This window comes from Acidipila sp. EB88 (genome assembly GCF_003858395.1).
Lineage (GTDB): Bacteria > Acidobacteriota > Terriglobia > Terriglobales > Acidobacteriaceae > EB88.
In genome coordinates, this window is record NZ_QWEV01000005.1 from 180,683 (window position 1) to 196,685 (window position 16,003).

14 protein-coding genes are annotated in these 16,003 nt (G+C 64.8%); 9 read left to right on the forward strand and 5 right to left on the reverse strand.

Annotation, left to right across the window (positions count from 1 at the left end; translation table 11 throughout):
• The 4 genes from D1Y84_RS01745 to D1Y84_RS01760 form a co-directional block, all read right to left on the reverse strand.
• A complete protein-coding gene (locus tag D1Y84_RS01745) occupies positions 1-954 on the reverse strand; it encodes an ABC transporter ATP-binding protein (protein ID WP_124846973.1) in 954 nt (317 codons plus the stop codon).
• Positions 951-1,712 (reverse strand): molybdenum cofactor guanylyltransferase, encoded by a 762-nt coding sequence (locus D1Y84_RS01750; RefSeq protein ID WP_370245799.1) that lies wholly within the window; start codon positions 1,710-1,712, stop codon positions 951-953. The genes D1Y84_RS01745 and D1Y84_RS01750 overlap by 4 nt, the downstream gene beginning before the upstream one ends.
• The gene (locus tag D1Y84_RS01755; RefSeq protein WP_370245687.1) at positions 1,709-3,019 is read right to left on the reverse strand and encodes a dipeptidase; all 1,311 of its coding nucleotides are present in this window, start codon (positions 3,017-3,019) and stop codon (positions 1,709-1,711) included. The genes D1Y84_RS01750 and D1Y84_RS01755 overlap by 4 nt, the downstream gene beginning before the upstream one ends.
• Before the next feature lie 221 nt (positions 3,020-3,240).
• Positions 3,241-3,573, reverse strand: coding sequence for a rhodanese-like domain-containing protein (locus D1Y84_RS01760; RefSeq protein WP_124846975.1), 333 nt, complete (start codon positions 3,571-3,573; stop codon positions 3,241-3,243).
• A gap of 208 nt (positions 3,574-3,781) precedes the next feature.
• Here D1Y84_RS01760 and D1Y84_RS01765 point away from each other — a divergent pair, with 208 nt between their 5' ends.
• From D1Y84_RS01765 to D1Y84_RS01800, 8 genes are all read left to right on the forward strand, one after another.
• The gene (locus D1Y84_RS01765) at positions 3,782-5,218 is read left to right on the forward strand and encodes a sigma-54 dependent transcriptional regulator (RefSeq protein ID WP_124846976.1); all 1,437 of its coding nucleotides are present in this window, start codon (positions 3,782-3,784) and stop codon (positions 5,216-5,218) included.
• 80 nt (positions 5,219-5,298) lie between these two features.
• Positions 5,299-7,194 (forward strand): nitrogen regulation protein NR(II), encoded by a 1,896-nt coding sequence (locus D1Y84_RS01770; protein WP_124846977.1) that lies wholly within the window; start codon positions 5,299-5,301, stop codon positions 7,192-7,194.
• Positions 7,191-7,889: a hypothetical protein gene (locus D1Y84_RS01775; protein ID WP_124846978.1), complete on the forward strand. Its 699-nt coding sequence runs from the start codon at positions 7,191-7,193 to the stop codon at positions 7,887-7,889. Before D1Y84_RS01770 ends, D1Y84_RS01775 begins: the two co-directional genes overlap by 4 nt.
• 10 nt (positions 7,890-7,899) lie before the next feature.
• Positions 7,900-9,183: an NAD(P)/FAD-dependent oxidoreductase gene (locus D1Y84_RS18280; RefSeq protein WP_124846979.1), complete on the forward strand. Its 1,284-nt coding sequence runs from the start codon at positions 7,900-7,902 to the stop codon at positions 9,181-9,183.
• Positions 9,137-9,304, forward strand: coding sequence for a UBP-type zinc finger domain-containing protein (locus D1Y84_RS18805; protein WP_370245688.1), 168 nt, complete (start codon positions 9,137-9,139; stop codon positions 9,302-9,304). The genes D1Y84_RS18280 and D1Y84_RS18805 overlap by 47 nt, the downstream gene beginning before the upstream one ends.
• A gap of 238 nt (positions 9,305-9,542) precedes the next feature.
• Entirely contained in the window at positions 9,543-10,277 is a 735-nt protein-coding gene (locus tag D1Y84_RS01790) for a (2Fe-2S)-binding protein (protein WP_124846981.1), read from the forward strand.
• Positions 10,274-11,284, forward strand: coding sequence for a xanthine dehydrogenase family protein subunit M (locus D1Y84_RS01795; protein ID WP_124846982.1), 1,011 nt, complete (start codon positions 10,274-10,276; stop codon positions 11,282-11,284). The genes D1Y84_RS01790 and D1Y84_RS01795 overlap by 4 nt, the downstream gene beginning before the upstream one ends.
• Before the next feature lie 31 nt (positions 11,285-11,315).
• The gene (locus D1Y84_RS01800; protein ID WP_233580967.1) at positions 11,316-13,589 is read left to right on the forward strand and encodes a xanthine dehydrogenase family protein molybdopterin-binding subunit; all 2,274 of its coding nucleotides are present in this window, start codon (positions 11,316-11,318) and stop codon (positions 13,587-13,589) included.
• A 79-nt stretch (positions 13,590-13,668) separates the two neighbouring features.
• Here the strand turns inward: D1Y84_RS01800 and D1Y84_RS01805 are convergent, their stop codons facing one another.
• Positions 13,669-14,856, reverse strand: a complete 1,188-nt coding sequence (locus D1Y84_RS01805; protein ID WP_124846983.1) for an MFS transporter — start codon at positions 14,854-14,856, stop codon at positions 13,669-13,671.
• A gap of 181 nt (positions 14,857-15,037) precedes the next feature.
• Between D1Y84_RS01805 and D1Y84_RS01810 the strand changes: the two genes are divergently transcribed.
• Positions 15,038-15,952 (forward strand): D-hexose-6-phosphate mutarotase, encoded by a 915-nt coding sequence (locus D1Y84_RS01810; RefSeq protein WP_124846984.1) that lies wholly within the window; start codon positions 15,038-15,040, stop codon positions 15,950-15,952.
• The last annotated feature ends 51 nt before the right edge of the window (positions 15,953-16,003 follow it).

Consider the following 16,003-nt stretch of genomic DNA (forward strand, 5'->3'; position numbering starts at 1 on the left):
TCAGCCAGGCAGCACAAGCTCGTCCAGCTCCAGGAACTGGCACAGGATCTCGTCGTCCGACGCCTTCATCTCGTCGATGGTGCCGAAGAAGCGCGCCTTGCCCTCATGCAGAAACAGCACGCGGTCGGCGAGTCGCTGCGCAAAGCGCATGTCGTGCGTCACCACGATGGAGGTGAGCTTGAGCTGGTACTTGAGCTTCTGGATCAGGTCGCCCATGAGCTTGGCAATCAGCGGGTCCACCATCGTTGTGGGCTCGTCGTAGAGGATGGCTTCCGGCTGCGCGGCAAGCGCCCGCGCGATGGCGACCGAGCGCTTCATGCCGGTCGAGAGTGATGAAGGCAGCTCGTCCGACTGACCGGTAACCCCCACCATTTCGAGCAGCCCCGATACGATCTGCTGGATCTGGTCCTCGTCGAGGTGCTGGTTCTCGCGCAGCGGAAACGCCACGTTCTCGCGGATCGAGAGCGAGTCAAACAGCGCCCCGTTCTGGAAGACCATGGTGACCTTCTTGCGAATGGCCTGCATCTGCTCTTCGTCAAAGTCGATGATGTCTTCCCCGGCAACCAGGATGCGCCCGCTGTCCGGCTTGTAGAAGCCCATCAACTGCTGCAGCGAGACAGACTTGCCCACACCCGAGCGTCCCAGGATGCACAGCGTTTCCCCGGCGTTGACGAAGAAGCTCACATCCTTGAGCACGTGGAAGTCGCCGAAGGACTTCGAGACATGGTCGAAGGCGATGTACGGCTGCTGCTCCTGGTGCGCGGTGGTCTGCTGCCCGGTTTCTTCGCGGATCTGCTGGTCGTCCGGCGCCGGCTCGTCCACCAGCTTCTCGATGTATTCAAAGCCTTCGGGAAGATGCTCCAGGTCAACCTTGGGCGACGCCTCGGCGGTGGCATCGCTTTCGGGTTCGGTGCTGCCGGGTTTGTTCTCAGGCTCAGTGTTGGGTTCGGTCATTGTGCGTCTCCGCCCTCTGCGGGTACTGCTGCAATCGATGCGTGCAAGCCATGACCGGTGCAGCCGGGCACAAAGCTTTGCACTCCAGGGTCACTGGCGCTTACGATGCGCTGCCAGTCTTCGGGCGTGTTGGCGTTGGCGAACCACGCGTGCGTAAAGCTCATGGGACCGGCAGCCGGCTGCTCCTGGTGCGTGGCCGCAAGCGCCTCCACCCGGAAACGATCGAAGCGGTCCAGCGGTACCAGCGACTCCAGCACGCGCATGATCTTGCGATCTTCGCGGGCCAGCGCCTCGGCAAAACCGGCCGCCAGGCTGCTGTGGTACACCGCGCACAACGGCTGCGGACGCCCCACCAGGTACGGCACCGTGGCCAGGGCGCCGGTACAGAGCGCCCGCTGCCACAGTTGTTCCAGCAAAGCAGCCGGCAACAGCGGCAGGTCCACCGCGACGAACAGCACCGGCTGCGCGGGCAGCGAAGCCAGCGAGCGCAGGGCGGCTTCCATTCCACCCAGCGGGCCACACTCTTCAAACGCATCCGCAACCACCGGCGTGCCAAATGGCGGCAACGCGCCTGCGCGGAGACCCGCGACGGCCGCAGCAAAACCCAGCGCGCGCAGCCTGCGTACCCCGTGCTCCAGCAGCGTCACCCCGCCCAGCAGCAACTGCGACTTGTCGCGCCCCATGCGGCTGCTCTGGCCGCCGGCCAGAACAAAGGCGCGCGGCTGCGGCAGGTCGGCAGGCTCCGGGGCGGCGATCAGCCTGCCACCCCGAACCCTGCCGCGTTGTGTTCCGCGCCGAGAGCCTCGAAGAAAACGATCAGGGTCTCAATGCCGAGGTGAAAATTGCGGATGTTGAACTTCTCATTGGGCGCGTGGAGGTTATCGTCCGGCAGTCCAAACCCCATCATGACCGAGGGAATCCCGAGGCAGCGCTCGAAGTCGCCAACCACTGGGATCGAGCCGCCTGAGCGCACAAACACCGGTTCGACCTGCCAGATCTGCTTCAACGCAGCCACGGCGGCCTGGATGTAGGGGTTGTCGGTGCCGATCACCGCGGCTTCTCCCGCGTGGATCAGGCGGACCTCTACCGACACACCTTTAGGGGTGAGCGACTCGATGTACTCCTTGAGCCGCGCAAACGTTGTCATCGGCTCCATTGGAGGTACCAGCCGCATGGAGAGCTTGGCCGTCGCCCGGGCGGGGATCACCGTCTTGGCGCCCGCGCCGATGAAGCCGCCGGGCATTCCATGGATCTCCAGCGTGGGCCGCGCCCAGGTGCGCTCCATCACCGAGTAGCCGGGCTCGCCCACCAGCGACGTCGCCCCGATCTCGGTCGCGAGGTAGTGGACCTCATCAAAGGGCAGGCGCGCCCATGCAGCAAGTTCGTCCGTCGACGGGGCTTGGAGCCCGTCATAGATGCCCGGGATGAGGATGCGGCCGTCCTGGTCCTTGAGTTGCGCAATGATCTGCGCCAGCGCAAAGAAGGGGTTCGGCGCCGCGCCGCCATACATGCCGGAGTGGAGATCGGTGCGCGCGCCGCGCACTTCGACCTCGGTGTAGATCATCCCGCGCAGCCCCACGCACAACGTCGGCAGGTCGGGAGCAAACATCTCGGTGTCCGAAACCAGCGCAAAGTCGGCCTCGACTTTCTCCGGGTGGCTCCGCAGGAAAGCAGCGATCGACTCGCCGCCAACCTCCTCCTCGCCCTCGAGCAGGACGCGCACGTTCAGCGGCAGTTGCCCTCCGCCAGCCGCAAACAGCGACTCCAGCGCCTTGACGTGCATGTACATCTGTCCCTTGTCGTCCACCGCTCCCCGGGCGTAGAGGTTGCCGTCGCGCTCGCTGGGTTCGAAAGGAGGCGTGTGCCACTCATCCAGCGGGTCGGGCGGCTGCACATCATAGTGGCCGTAGCACAGCACGGTAGGCTTGCCCGGCGCATGGAGCCAGTCGGCCAGCACCAGGGGATGACCGGTTTGCCCGCCGGGCAGCGCCACCTCAATCAGTTCCACGTGCTCCATGCCGATGCGGGCAAGCTCCGCGGCAAGCACCTCGGCGGTGCGGCGCACATCCCCCGGTGCTCTGGCAGGGTCGAGACCGAGGGGATGCGCAGCAGCGCTTTCAGTTCCTCGAGAAAAGGGGCCTGGTGACTGCGAGCGAAGGCGACGGCAGCAGAAGATGCTTGGTTCACGGGATCATGCCTCGGTTCTGGATCAGGAATGGCGACGAGCTGGAGCCAGCGAGTCCGCCATGACACAACGGCGAGCTTCGAGTGCCAGGCAGAGAGTGTCTAGTAACGAGACACGGCCGGGTCAACCCGGGACGACCAGGCATCGATGCCGCCGGCCAGCGACTGTGCCTGCTCAAAGCCCTGGTTGCGCAGCCACACTGCCACGTTGAGCGAACGGACGCCGTGGTGACACACCGCAATAATGCGCTGATCCGGGTCAAATTCGCTGTGTGCGCGCGAAGGTATATCCCCCATGGGCACGTTCACGCTACCATGGAGAGCGGCGACTTCGACTTCCCAGGGTTCACGCACGTCAATCACCGTAAATGGGGTGGCTCGCGTATCCTGTCGGAGAGCAGCAAGCGCTTCGGGTTCAATCTCGTAAGGCAGCATGACATCTAGGATAAACCGCCCTTCCCCGGGGCCGTTCGCAGAGCTTTAGCCTGATCGATGTCAGCTGTTCGCAACGCAGATTCGGCAATCTACCCGCCATCCGCCCGTTCCGAACAGGAACTTGCTGTACAGGCGCCAGGCCAGTCACACGCAGGCCGGAACGACTACTTCAAGTGCGGCCTGTGGCCGCAGACAGGATCATAAAGCCATGGGGAACACAGAACGGGTCATGATTGTCGAAGACGAGGTCCATGCGCTGCATGGCCTCGCCGAGCTCGTCTCCTCCTGGGGTTACGAAACCGAGATGGCCGGCGACGGGCAGGAGGCCCTGGACAAGCTGTCCGGCTGGCAGCCCGGCATTATCGTGACCGACCTGAAAATGCCCCGCATGAATGGCCTCGAGCTGTTGAAGCAGCTCTCCATGAACAAGAACGACTGCACCGTGGTGGTGCTGACGGCGCAGGGCTCCATCGACCTCGCCGTGGAAGCCATGAAGATCGGCGCGTACGACTTCATCCAGAAGCCCGTCGACTCTGCCCGCCTGCGCAACACCCTGCACAACGCGACCCACATGCGCGAAACCGAGCGTCAGCTCGAGGTCACCCGCCGCAAGCTGCGCGACACCGGCATCCTGGGCCCGCTGGTCGGCTCCTCCCGCAAAATGAAGGAGATCTACGCGCTGATCGAACAGGTCGCGCCGTCCAACGTTTCCGTGCTGATCACGGGCGAAAGCGGCACCGGCAAGGAGCTGGTGGCGCGCGCGCTGCATGCCCTGAGCCCCCGCAAGCCCCGGCCGTTTGTGGCCGTCAACTGCGCCGCCATCCCCGAAACCCTGATCGAGAGCGAGATCTTCGGTCACGAAAAGGGAGCCTTTACGGGGGCGATGGAGCGTCGCGCCGGCTGCTTCGAGCTGGCCGAGGAAGGCACTCTGCTGCTGGATGAGATCGGCGAGATGCCGGTCGCCACCCAGGCCAAGCTGCTGCGCGTGCTGGAGGATCACAAGCTGCGCCGCCTCGGCTCCAAGGTGGAGTCGCCGGTGGACGTGCGCGTACTGGCCGCCACCAACAAGAACCCTGATGCCGCAGTCGATGCTGGCCAGCTGCGTCCTGACCTGTACTACCGGCTCAACGTCTTCAATATCCATATGCCGCCGCTGCGCGACCACAAGGAAGACATCCCGGCGATCGTGGATTCCATGATCCAGGACATGAACGACAAGCATGGCCGCGCCGTACCGGGTGTGGAACCCGGCATGCTGCAGCGCCTGATGCAGTACGACTGGCCCGGCAACGTGCGCGAGCTGCGCAACACCATCGAGCGCGCGGTGATCCTCTGCGGCACTAACGCCGTGGGCACCCAGCACCTGCCGCCCGGCTTCGGTTCGCGCGGCGTGGAAGCCTCCGCCGAGCAGTCCATCGCCAATTCGGTCAAGGTCGAGGTTGGCACCACGGTAGATGAAGCCGAGCGCCTGCTGATCGTCAAGACACTGGCCTCCACCAACAACAACAAGACCCGCGCCGCCGAAATCCTCGGCATCAGCCTCAAGACCCTGCACAACAAGCTCAAGGAGTACAGCCAAAGCCGGCTTCGGCCCCGAAGCGACGCAGCCCCGGTTGCCGACCAGATCAAGGAGCAGAAGCACTAGGAACCGGGGGACATCCGCGCCGCCGCCGCGTTTTCCGCAGCCGTTTGAAGCAGCGCCTGTCCCCGGATCCGCAGCACTCCATGCGACTCAAAACCAAACTCGTGGCAGCCGTCACCGGCCTGGTTTTTCTGCTTGTCTCAGCCACCTCATGGCTGTACCTGTCGCGATCCATGCGGCAGTATATTGATCAGAGCTACTCCTCTACCGACATCATTGCGCATCAGGTGCTGTTCGCCACCCGCCAGGCAATCGAGCAGGGCGTCCTGCGTGGCACCATCGCCCCCAGTCTGCCTGCCGACCAGGTCGCGGCAACGCTGAGCCGCGACCCGGCGCTGAATGCGTTGATGGACTCCATCATCAGCTACTCGCCCACAACCTACGACATCACGGTCGCCGACAGCAGCAACATGGCACTGGTCAGCACCGACCCGCTGGTCACGGGGCACAAGCTGGCGTGGCGGCCCGACTACGGCAGGCTCCGCTATCGATCCCCGATCAAGATTCTGCAGATCGTGTTTGGCAAACCGCGGGTCTATGACCTGCCGCTCATGCTCGAGCGCAACAGCCATCCCTTCGCCTCGGTGCACATCGGCATGCGCACCAGCTTCCTGCTGCAGGTGTTCCGCCCCACACTGCTGAGCGCCGTAAGCTACACGGCGGCCGCGCTGCTGATCTCGCTGCTGGCCGCCGCGGTGGTCGCCTCGCTGGCGCTCGCGCCACTGGAGCAGATCAGCCGCAGGCTCGACGTCCTGAACGCCGAGGCAGCCGACGCGGCCGATACCCCGGCCGACCGGGTTGATACGCTGCTGCGGGTCTCGAGCAAGATCGAGCGCATCGGCGAGCGCATGCGCAATACGGAGGAAGTGTTCTCCGCGCTCAAGGAGAACCTCGACCAGATTCTCTCCAACCTGCAGGACGGCATGATGCTGTTTACGCGCGACTCCCGCGCCGTGCTGGTTTCGAGCTCGGTCGAGCGGTTCCTGGGTATTGAGCGGGAGCAGATGCTGGGCGCGCACGCGATCCAGATCTTCAGCCGCTCCACCCGGCTCGGGCGCATGGTGCGCGATGCCTTCCAGAACCGCACCTCCATTCCGCAGGCAGAGATCGAGATCGAAAGCGGCCGACGGATCCAGATTGCTCTGGAAATCATCCAGGACGAGCGCGAAAGCCTGGGTGCCCTGCTGACCCTGCATGACCTCGAATCCGTACGCGAGATCGAGAGCGAACTGGAGCTTTCCCGCAGGCTCTCGGCCATCGGCCGGCTCACCGGCGGCGTCGGCCATGAGGTAAAAAATCCCATCAATGCCATCGTGGTTCACCTGGAATTGATGCGCAACAAGCTCACCAATCCGGACGGCGGCAGCGATTCCCCGGCCATGCGCCACCTGGATGTGATCCAGAGCGAGATCCAGCGGCTCGACCGCGTTGTGCAAACCCTGATTGATTTCTCGCGCCCGGTCGAGCTGAAACTCCAGGACGAAGACCTCCGCGGAATCACCTCCAACGTCCTGCGCCTTGCCTCTGCGGAGTTCTCCAGTCAGGACATACAGCTCGAAACCGTGTTGCCGCAGCGCGCCGTGATGGTCAAGGTGGATGCAGACATGCTGCGCCAGGCCATCCTGAACATCGTGCTCAACGGCACGCAGGCAATGCCGGACGGCGGCACGCTGCGCATTTCGCTGACCGAGGAAGCCCGCTTTGCAGTACTGACAATCTCAGATACAGGCTCTGGCATAGCAAGTGAAGTTTTACCGCGTATTTTTGACCTATACTTCACTACAAAGCGTGATGGCAGTGGCATCGGTCTCGCCATGTGCTACCGCATCGTCCAGCTTCACTCAGGAGTAATCGAGGTGGAGTCAGAACCCGGCCGCGGCACGCAGTTTCGGCTGCAACTGCCGTTGAGCCACAGCAACGAACGGGATACGAAGAGCGCATCGCAACCGGCCACGGCACTCAGGCAGGAAAGCGAATGAGCGCTCCGCGCTGCCCTGCCCTTTTTACAACCTCCCCGTTCTCTTCCATACTTGCCATGGCCCTGCTGCCGCTTCTCTGCCTTGCCGGGTGCCGGCATCCGCAGCCGGCACCTCCACCGCCGGCCGCCACCACCGCGCCACCCATCACCCCATCGTCGATCACCGTGATCACGCCGCTACCATCCGTGCCTCCGAAGCGCAATCCGGACGTGACCCAGCAGGCGCAGACCGAGAATCCACCCGCCGCCCCGCCGCCGGCTGCTGAAAAGCCGAAGCGCCGCGCGAAGCACAAGGCCCCGGCAACCACGGCACCGGACGCTGCCGCGCCGGCGGTGGCCACGCATCCGGCAACGCCCGCCACGGGCGCGACCGGCACCAGCGCGCCGGCCCCGGATACCACGGCCGCCCCTACGCAGCCCGCGCCGGCAGAGGCAGCCAACACGCTCGGCCAGCTTTCCGCCGGCAACACCATTACCACGCGCGACCGGTCGCGCATCCTGGTGGAGATCCAGGAGCAGGATGCCCGCTTTGCCAAGGTCCCCGCGCCCAGCAGCAGCGAAGCTCGCGCCGTGCAGATACAGGTGCGCAGCTTTCTGGCCAAGGCCAGGCAGGCGCTGACCGAGAATGACCTGGACGGGGCCGAGACACTGACCACCAAGGCACGGGTGCTGCTGAACGAGCTGCTGAGCGAGTAGGCTTAGGCGCATGCCCGCGTCTGGCCGTACAACTGTGCTCGTCATCGGTGGTGGTCCAGCCGGGCTTGCCACCGCAATCGCGGCAGCGCAGGCAGGGTGCTTGGTCACCCTGGCCGAGCCGGGCCTTGGCACCAACGCCGCTGGCCGCTGCAGCCCGCTCGATAAGTGCTGCGGGGAAGGGCTGCTGCCGCCTGCGATCGAGGCACTCGGGCGTCTCGGGCTCAGCCGCGACCTGCTCGAAGCGCACGGCCGTCCCTTCCGCGGCATTCACTTCTGCTCGCCACGCCAGCAAGTCGCAGCCACGTTTGCCGCTGCCAGTCCGGGCATCGGCATGCGCCGGACCATGCTGCAGAGCCTGCTCGAGCGGCGGGCCTGTGAGCTCGGTGTCAGCATCCTCGCCACCTCGGCCCGCCTCGTACCGCAGCCGGGCGGCGTGCAGGTGCGCCAGGTATTTATAGATGGCATGACCTACACGCCTGACTGGATCGTTGGCGCGGACGGCTCCCGTTCGGCGGTGCGGCACGCAGCTGGCCTCGCCGGCGAGTACGTCACGTCCCAGCGCTACGCACTCCGGCAGCATTACGCCCTGCCCGCTGCCGACTTCGACCCTTCGCTGGTCCGCGTGTACTGGGCGCCGGGCACCCAGGCCTATGTCACCCCGATCGCTCCAGGACAGATCGGCGTCGCCGTGCTGTGCTCCGCAAAGCTGCGCAGCATGGCGTCTGCGCTGGAGCCATTCCCTGCCCTGCAGGCACTGCTCCGCAACGCCACGGTATGCAGCTCGCCGCGCGGTGCAGTCAGCGTGCATCGAAGCCTGCAGAGGGTCGGGCGCGGCAATGTGGCGCTGGTCGGCGACGCCTCGGGCAGCGTCGATGCCATCACCGGCGACGGACTTTCTCTGGCGTTTGCGCAGGCACTCGCGCTTCCCGGTGCGTTTGCGCAAGGCAGCCTCGCCTCTTACCAGCGGGCGCATGCAAAGCTGCTGCGCCCGGCGCGCGTCATGTCGCGGGCACTGCTCGCCATGGGGCACACCCCCTTGCAACCGACTTGGCGCTGCTGTCGCTCCGTTCCATCCCTGGCCTCTTCCAGGCGCTGCTCCGGCAACACACACGCACCTCAACCAGCACACCCATGGAGATCGACCTATGCCCGCCTGTACCCACCTCGATCAGATCCGCGACGTAACACCAAGCGCCCCCGGCTGCGAAGAGTGCCTTGCTTCCGGCGACAGCTGGGTCCACCTGCGCATGTGCCTCATCTGTGGACACATGGGCTGCTGCGACAGCTCGCCTAACCGCCACGCGACCAAGCATTTTCAGCACACCAAACATCCGCTGATGCAGTCCGCCCAACCCGATGAAAACTGGATCTGGTGCTACGTCGACGAGGTCACGATGGAGCCGGATCCCGCGTAGCAGGAACGACTCTGTATCGTCCAAATCGATCTCTCCGGCTAAGTCGCGCGATCCGGTAAGTTGAGCCCGCGCCTGAGTCCCCCCATGCGACTTGGGCAGGCAGGTTTCCGTCTCTTAAACAACGAGACACTGCGCGTGCTGAAAGGGATACGATCAATCAGCACGCGCATGCCCGCCTTAGCAGGCACGCGGTTGAACGCGCCTGCGACCCGAGCAGCCGAGTTCCCGAGGACCCGAGATGAGCAAAGAAACTGCGGAAGAGTTACCCAAGCCAGAAGTCTCCGAGCAGGACACAAAGCCGCGCTTTTCGCGCCGCAGCTTTCTGGGGCACCTTGGAGCAGCAAGCCTGGCAGCCACTGCCTCGCCCGTCCTGGCAGCCGCTCCGGCACTGCCCGCGGTCGATGAAGAGGTCGCAACCAGGAGCGAAGCTGGCAAGCGCACAGTCACCCTGCGCGTCAACGGCAGGCCCCGCACCGTGCAGATCGAGCCGCGTGTCTCCCTGCTGGACTGCCTGCGCGAAGAAATGGACCTCACAGGCACCAAGAAGGGTTGCGACCATGGCCAGTGCGGTGCCTGCACCGTGCACATCAATGGGCGCCGCGTGAACTCGTGCCTGACGTTTGCCGCAATGCATGAAGGTGACGAGATCACCACGATCGAAGGCATCGGTCAGCCCGGAAACCTGCACCCGGTGCAGGCGGCGTTCGTGGAGCACGATGCCTACCAATGCGGCATCTGCACCTCCGGCCAGATCATGTCGGCGGTGGCCGTGCTCAAGGAGCCATGGGGCGACAGCGACAACGCGGTGCGCGAAGCCATGGCCGGCAATCTCTGCCGCTGCGGCGCGTACAAGAACATCACCGCCGCGATCCAGCAGGCGCGCCACGCAGGCAACACCGCTGCTGACGGCCAGACCGTCAGCGCCTTTGTGCAGGAACACCTGGATGCCGCGAAAACCGGGAGGATTGCATGATTGACTTCTCACTCACACGCGCAGGCTCCACCGAGCAGGCAATACGCCTCGGAGCCAACGCAAAGACCGCCCAGCAGGGAGCGCTCGTGCGCTTCATCGCGGGCGGCACGACACTGGTCGACCTGATGAAGCTTGACGTCGAGCAGCCCCGGCAGGTGGTCGACATCAACGGCCTCGCCCTCGCGGACGTCGTGCGCAATCCTGACGGCTCGCTCCGGATCGGCGCATTGGTGCGCAACGCCGACCTCGCGCACAATCCCGAGGTCCTCAGGAGTTACCCGGTTCTCTCGCTCGCGCTGCTCAGCGGCGCCAGCGGACAGCTGCGCAACATGGCCACCACCAGCGGCAACCTCCTGCAGCGCACGCGCTGCACCTACTTCCGCGACACCGCCTTCCCCGCGTGCAACAAGCGCGAGCCCGGCTCCGGCTGTGCCGCCATCGAGGGCAACAACCGCATCAATGCCGTGCTGGGCACAAGCGAGCACTGCATCGCCACGCACCCGTCCGACATGGCGGTTGCCATGACCGCGCTCGAAGCGCGCATCCACGTGGTCGGACTCAAGGGCGAGCGCGACATCGCTATCGCTGACTTCTACCGCGTGCCCGGCACCACGCCCAACATCGAGAACGTGCTCGAACCGGGCGACCTGATCACCTATGTGACGCTGCCGGCAACCACGCCTGCAACGCGATCGCACTACCTCAAGCTGCGCGACCGCGCGTCGTACGAGTTCGCGCTTGCCAGCGCCGCGGTCGTCGTGGAGCTCGATGGCAAACGCATCCGCAAGGCACGCATAGCGCTGGGCGGCGTCGGCACCAAGCCATGGCGCTCGGAAGAAGCCGAGCGAGTGCTAGAAGGCAAGCCCGCCGAGGAAGCACACTTCAAGACCGCAGCCGAGGCCGCCATGCGTGCGGCCAAACCTTACCGCGAGAACGGCTTCAAGATCGAACTGGCACGGCGTTGCATTGTGCGCGCCCTCACCACGGTCACCTCCGAGCAGGCCTAGCCGCTCAGGCGATCCGGAAAGGTTGTGCATCATGGCAGACGACATCAACATGGCAAACCCGGCGCCTGGAACACCAGCCGCCATCCTGGGCTCGGCTGTTCCCCGCATCGATGGCCCGCTCAAGACCAGCGGCGTCGCGCGCTACTCGGCTGACTTCAACCTTCCCCGCATGGTGTACGCCGTGCCCGTGGTGGCCACCATCGGCAGCGGCCGCATCACCAGCCTCGATGCGACACAGGCCGAGGGCATGCGCGGCGTGCTCAAGGTCTATCGCCACGGCAACATGCCCAGGCTGTACAAGAGCAACCCCGCCAGCCGCACCGCGCAGGTCGGCGAAACCCGGCCGCCCATGGATGACGAGACCATCTACTACAACGGCCAATATGTAGCTGTGGTGGTTGCAGAAACCATGGACCAGGCGCGCGCGGCCGCCGGGGCGGTCAAGGTGCGCTACGCCACCACGCCGCTTAACATCTCGCGCGACCTGAGCGACGGCTTCACCGACAAGATGGAAGTGAAGAGCAAGCGCGGCGACGTGGACCAGGGTTTCTCTGCAGGCACGGTGACGGTTGACGAGACCTACATTACGCCGATCGAAACGCACAACCCGATTGAGATGCACGCCGTGGTTGCCGACTGGGATGGCCGCAACTTCACGCTGTATGAGTCGACCCAGGGCGTCGCCAATGCGAAAGAAGCAATGGCCGACATGCTCGGCGTGCCGCAGGAGAACATGCGCGTCGTCATGCAGTTCCTCGGTTCGGGCTTCGGCGGCAAACTCTTCCCGTGGACGCACACCCCGATCGCTGCTGCCGCGGCACGCGATCTGAACCGGCCGGTAAAGCTCGTGGTCGACCGCCACATGATGTTCACCAACGTGGGTCATCGTCCGCGCACGGTACAGCGGGTACGGCTTGCCGCGACCTCCGCAGGCAAGCTCACCTCGATCTCGCACGACTATGCCAGCGACTCTTCCCTGCTTGATGAAAAAGGTGAGAACTGCGGCGAGGCCACGCCCCTGCTGTGGAGCACGCCCAACCTCCGCGTGCGCGCCTCGGTGGTGCGCCGCAATCTCGGCACACCCACGCCCATGCGCGGCCCCGGCGCGGTGCCTGGTCTCTATGCAACAGAAAGCGCCATGAACGAGCTTGCCATCAAGCTCAGAATGGACCCGGTCCAGCTTCGCCTGCTCAACGAACCCGAGCTCGACGAGAGCACCGGCAAGCCTTTCTCATCGCGGCACCTGAAAGAATGCCTCACCACCGGCGCGGAGAAGTTCGGCTGGAGCCGCTACAACCCCGAGGTTGGCTCGATGAAGAAGGGCGACCTCACGATCGGCTGGGGCGTCGCGGCTGCGTCGTGGATTGCGGGTCGCTCCGGTACCGACACACACGTCAGCATGAACGACGACGGAACTGTCCGCGTGGTGTGCGGCACGCAGGATATCGGCACCGGCACGTACACGATCTTTGCGCAGGTGGTGCACGCCCGCACGGGAGTGCCGATGGACCGCATCAAGGTCGTGCTCGGCGACACACGGCTGCCATCGGGCCCCATGTCCGGCGGCTCCATGGTGACCGGCTCCGTGCTGCCGTCCATCGACGAAGCAGCCAGGGAAGCGATGGGTCAGCTGCTCAAGATCGCCACCAGTGGCAATCCCGCGCCTTTCCCCGGCGCCAAGGTCGATGACCTCGCACTGACCGATGGCTATGTGCACCTGAAATCGGGGGCACCTGCCAGCGGCGTGCGCTTCGAGAAGATCCTGCAGGACGCCAACGTCCGCGCAACCGGCGGCAAGGGCAGCACGCAGTCCAGCTTTGAGAGCGATGCGGCGAAGAAGTTCTCGTTCCACTCCTTCGGTGCGCACTTTGTCGAGGTGGAATACGACCCCGGCATTGCGCGGTTGCGCGTCTCCCGCGTTGTCTCCGTGATCGATGTCGGCAAGGTCATCAACGCGCGTGCTGCTCGCAACCAGATCGAGGGTGCAGTCGTGATGGGCGTCGGCATGGCGCTGTTTGAAGAAACCCAGTACGACGCCCGCACCGCGCGCCCGACCAACAACAACCTTGCCGATTACATCATTAGCTCCAACCCGGACACGCCGGAGATGGACGTCGTCTTCCTCGACTACCCCGACACCAACCTGAGCAGCTTCGGCGCGCGCGGCGTTGGGGAGATTGGGCTTGCCGGTGTGGCGCCGGCGATCACCGCCGCGATCTACCAGGCGACCGGTGTGCGCAAGCGCGAGCTGCCTGTCCGCATCGAAGACCTGCTGCACCCCGCACCCGCGCTGCACAGCATTTAAGCAGCGCACATACAAACAAAGGGGCGCACTCTTCAGAGTGCGCCCCCTTCTGTTTCCGGCTCAAGCTCGCTGCACCGGCTCAGGCAGGCGATGCTTCCTGCTCCTGCAGAGCAAGGGATCGACGCTCATCGCGCCGCTCCAGCCACAGAGCGCTCAACGCGATCACCACGGCCACGACAGCCACGATCGCGCTCGCAATCGAGAGACTCGCATACGAGAACCCGGCGGTCAGCACCAGGCCGCCCAGCGCCGCGCCGCTGGCATTGCCCAGGTTGAACGCGCCCTGGTTGAGCGTGGAAGCAAGGTTAGGCGCGCCTTTTGCCTGGTCCACGACGCGCGCCTGCAATGGCGACCCCACCGCAAACTGCACCAGCCCCCACACAAAGACCATCACCGTCGCCGGGATCATGCTGTGCTCGGTCAGCGGCATCAGCAGAAAGATCGCAATCAGCAGAACGAAGCCGCCGAGCACGGACGGCATCTGCTTCCAGTCGCCCAGCCTGCCGCCCAGCAGGTTGCCCAGCGTGATGCCCACTCCGAAAACCACCAGCACCCACGTCACGGCGCTTGGGGCAAGGTGCGTAACTGACTCCAGGATCGGCGCAATGTACGTGAACACGCAAAACAGCGAGACCGAAGAAAGCGTGCTCAGCGCCAGCACCAGCTGCACCTGCGGACGCAGTACCGCGTGCAGCTCGTGCTTGAGGTGCATCGCCTCGGCAGGCTGCGAAGGCACCAGGCGCAGCAGCCCAGCCGCGGCGAGGAGACCGATCGGCACCAGCGCCCAGAACGCGAAGCGCCAGCCGAAGGCATGCCCCAGCGCGGTGCCGGCCGGCACGCCCAGCACATTCGCCAGCGTGAGCCCGGCAAACATCAGCGCGATGGCCTGCGCGCGCTCGGCGCGCGGCACCAGGTTCGAGGCCACAATGCTGCCAATGCCGAAGAACGCGCCATGGCAGAGCGCCGTGAGCACGCGCGCGCCCAGCAGCAACCCGTACGTGGGCGCCAGCGCACAGCACACATTGCCGGCAATAAACACGCTCATCAGGATCAGCAGCGCATGCTTGCGATCCATGCGCGAGAGTGCCAGCGCGACAATCGGCGACCCGACGGTGACGCTGAGCGCGTACCCCGAGACAAGCAGCCCGGCCTTGGGAATGCTGACCGTGAACGAGCGGGCCAAGTCCGGCAGGAGCCCCATGATGATAAATTCCGAGGTGCCGATGCCAAAGGCGGAAACCGCGAGAGCAAGCAGGGGTTTTCGCATAGATATCCCATTGTCCTTGGTCCGCGTTGAAAGTGCTACCAGCCAGCGCACACGCAGGGTGAAGAAACGGTTACGCGTGCGCACCGACGCGCCTTCGCCACCAGACCGCACGCACTCGTTCCGCCATCCCATCTCGCCTTCCCGTCTCGCCTTCCTGCGCCCGGAACCGTAAGATTTCCCTATGACCACTCCTGCGCAGCTAGACCTCTTGAACCAGCGCTTCGGCATCGATCACGTGGCACACGTTGCCGCGGGCCACGGCGGTTTGCCTGTTTTGTCCATCACCACGCCGGCAGCCAGCGCACAGATCTCGCTGCACGGCGCACAGGTTCTCTCATGGCAGCCGGGCACATCGGGCGAGGTGCTGTTCCTGAGCCAGCACTCGCGTTGGGAAGATGGCAAGGCCATCCGCGGTGGCATCCCGGTCTGCTTTCCATGGTTCCGCGCCAAGACCGATGACCCCAAGGCACCCGCGCATGGCTTCGCACGCACCCGGAGCTGGACCCTCGCGGCGCTCGAGCAGACAGGGGAAGGCGTACAGGCAACGCTCACGCTCGAGAGTGATGAATCAAGTCGCCAGTGGTGGCCCCATGCGTTCGCACTCACCTATCGCATCACCATCGGCGCCGCACTGCACCTGGCACTCACGGTCACGAACACCGACAACGCAGCCTGGCAGTTTGAAGAAGCACTGCACACCTACAACAAGGTCTCCGATGTGCGCACCGTTCGTGTGCAGGCACTCGACGGCGCTGCGTTTCTCGACAACATGGACGGCAACAAGATCAAGCAGCAGTCGGGCGAACTGCAGCTACAGCGCTCGGCGGACAACGCCTACCTCGATACGCATGCCGCGCCTGAGATTGTGGACCCGGCTGCAGCGCGCCGCATCCTGCTTGAGAAACAGAACTCCGCGACCACCATCGTCTGGAACCCGTGGTCTGACGGTGCCGCCGCGCTTGCGGATCTTGGAGACGAAGAGTGGTCGCAGTTCCTCTGCGTCGAGGCAGGCAACATCCTCAGCGACAAGGTGACTGTGCAACCGGGCGCCGAACATACGCTCCAGGCGAGGCTTTCCGTGACACCCACATCCTAGTCACGACGCGCGGGGTCCGGCCAAATCGAATTGCTATGATGGCAGCGCACA

Coding starts and splice junctions, on each gene's coding strand:
- D1Y84_RS01745 (WP_124846973.1), bottom strand. CDS start 954: ATGACCGAACCCAACACTGAGCCTGAGAACAAACCCGGCAGCACCGAA.
- D1Y84_RS01760 (WP_124846975.1), bottom strand. CDS start 3,573: ATGCTGCCTTACGAGATTGAACCCGAAGCGCTTGCTGCTCTCCGACAG.
- D1Y84_RS01765 (WP_124846976.1), top strand. CDS start 3,782: ATGGGGAACACAGAACGGGTCATGATTGTCGAAGACGAGGTCCATGCG.
- D1Y84_RS01770 (WP_124846977.1), top strand. CDS start 5,299: ATGCGACTCAAAACCAAACTCGTGGCAGCCGTCACCGGCCTGGTTTTT.
- D1Y84_RS01775 (WP_124846978.1), top strand. CDS start 7,191: ATGAGCGCTCCGCGCTGCCCTGCCCTTTTTACAACCTCCCCGTTCTCT.
- D1Y84_RS18280 (WP_124846979.1), top strand. CDS start 7,900: ATGCCCGCGTCTGGCCGTACAACTGTGCTCGTCATCGGTGGTGGTCCA.
- D1Y84_RS18805 (WP_370245688.1), top strand. CDS start 9,137: ATGTGCCTCATCTGTGGACACATGGGCTGCTGCGACAGCTCGCCTAAC.
- D1Y84_RS01790 (WP_124846981.1), top strand. CDS start 9,543: ATGAGCAAAGAAACTGCGGAAGAGTTACCCAAGCCAGAAGTCTCCGAG.
- D1Y84_RS01795 (WP_124846982.1), top strand. CDS start 10,274: ATGATTGACTTCTCACTCACACGCGCAGGCTCCACCGAGCAGGCAATA.
- D1Y84_RS01800 (WP_233580967.1), top strand. CDS start 11,316: ATGGCAGACGACATCAACATGGCAAACCCGGCGCCTGGAACACCAGCC.
- D1Y84_RS01805 (WP_124846983.1), bottom strand. CDS start 14,856: ATGCGAAAACCCCTGCTTGCTCTCGCGGTTTCCGCCTTTGGCATCGGC.
- D1Y84_RS01810 (WP_124846984.1), top strand. CDS start 15,038: ATGACCACTCCTGCGCAGCTAGACCTCTTGAACCAGCGCTTCGGCATC.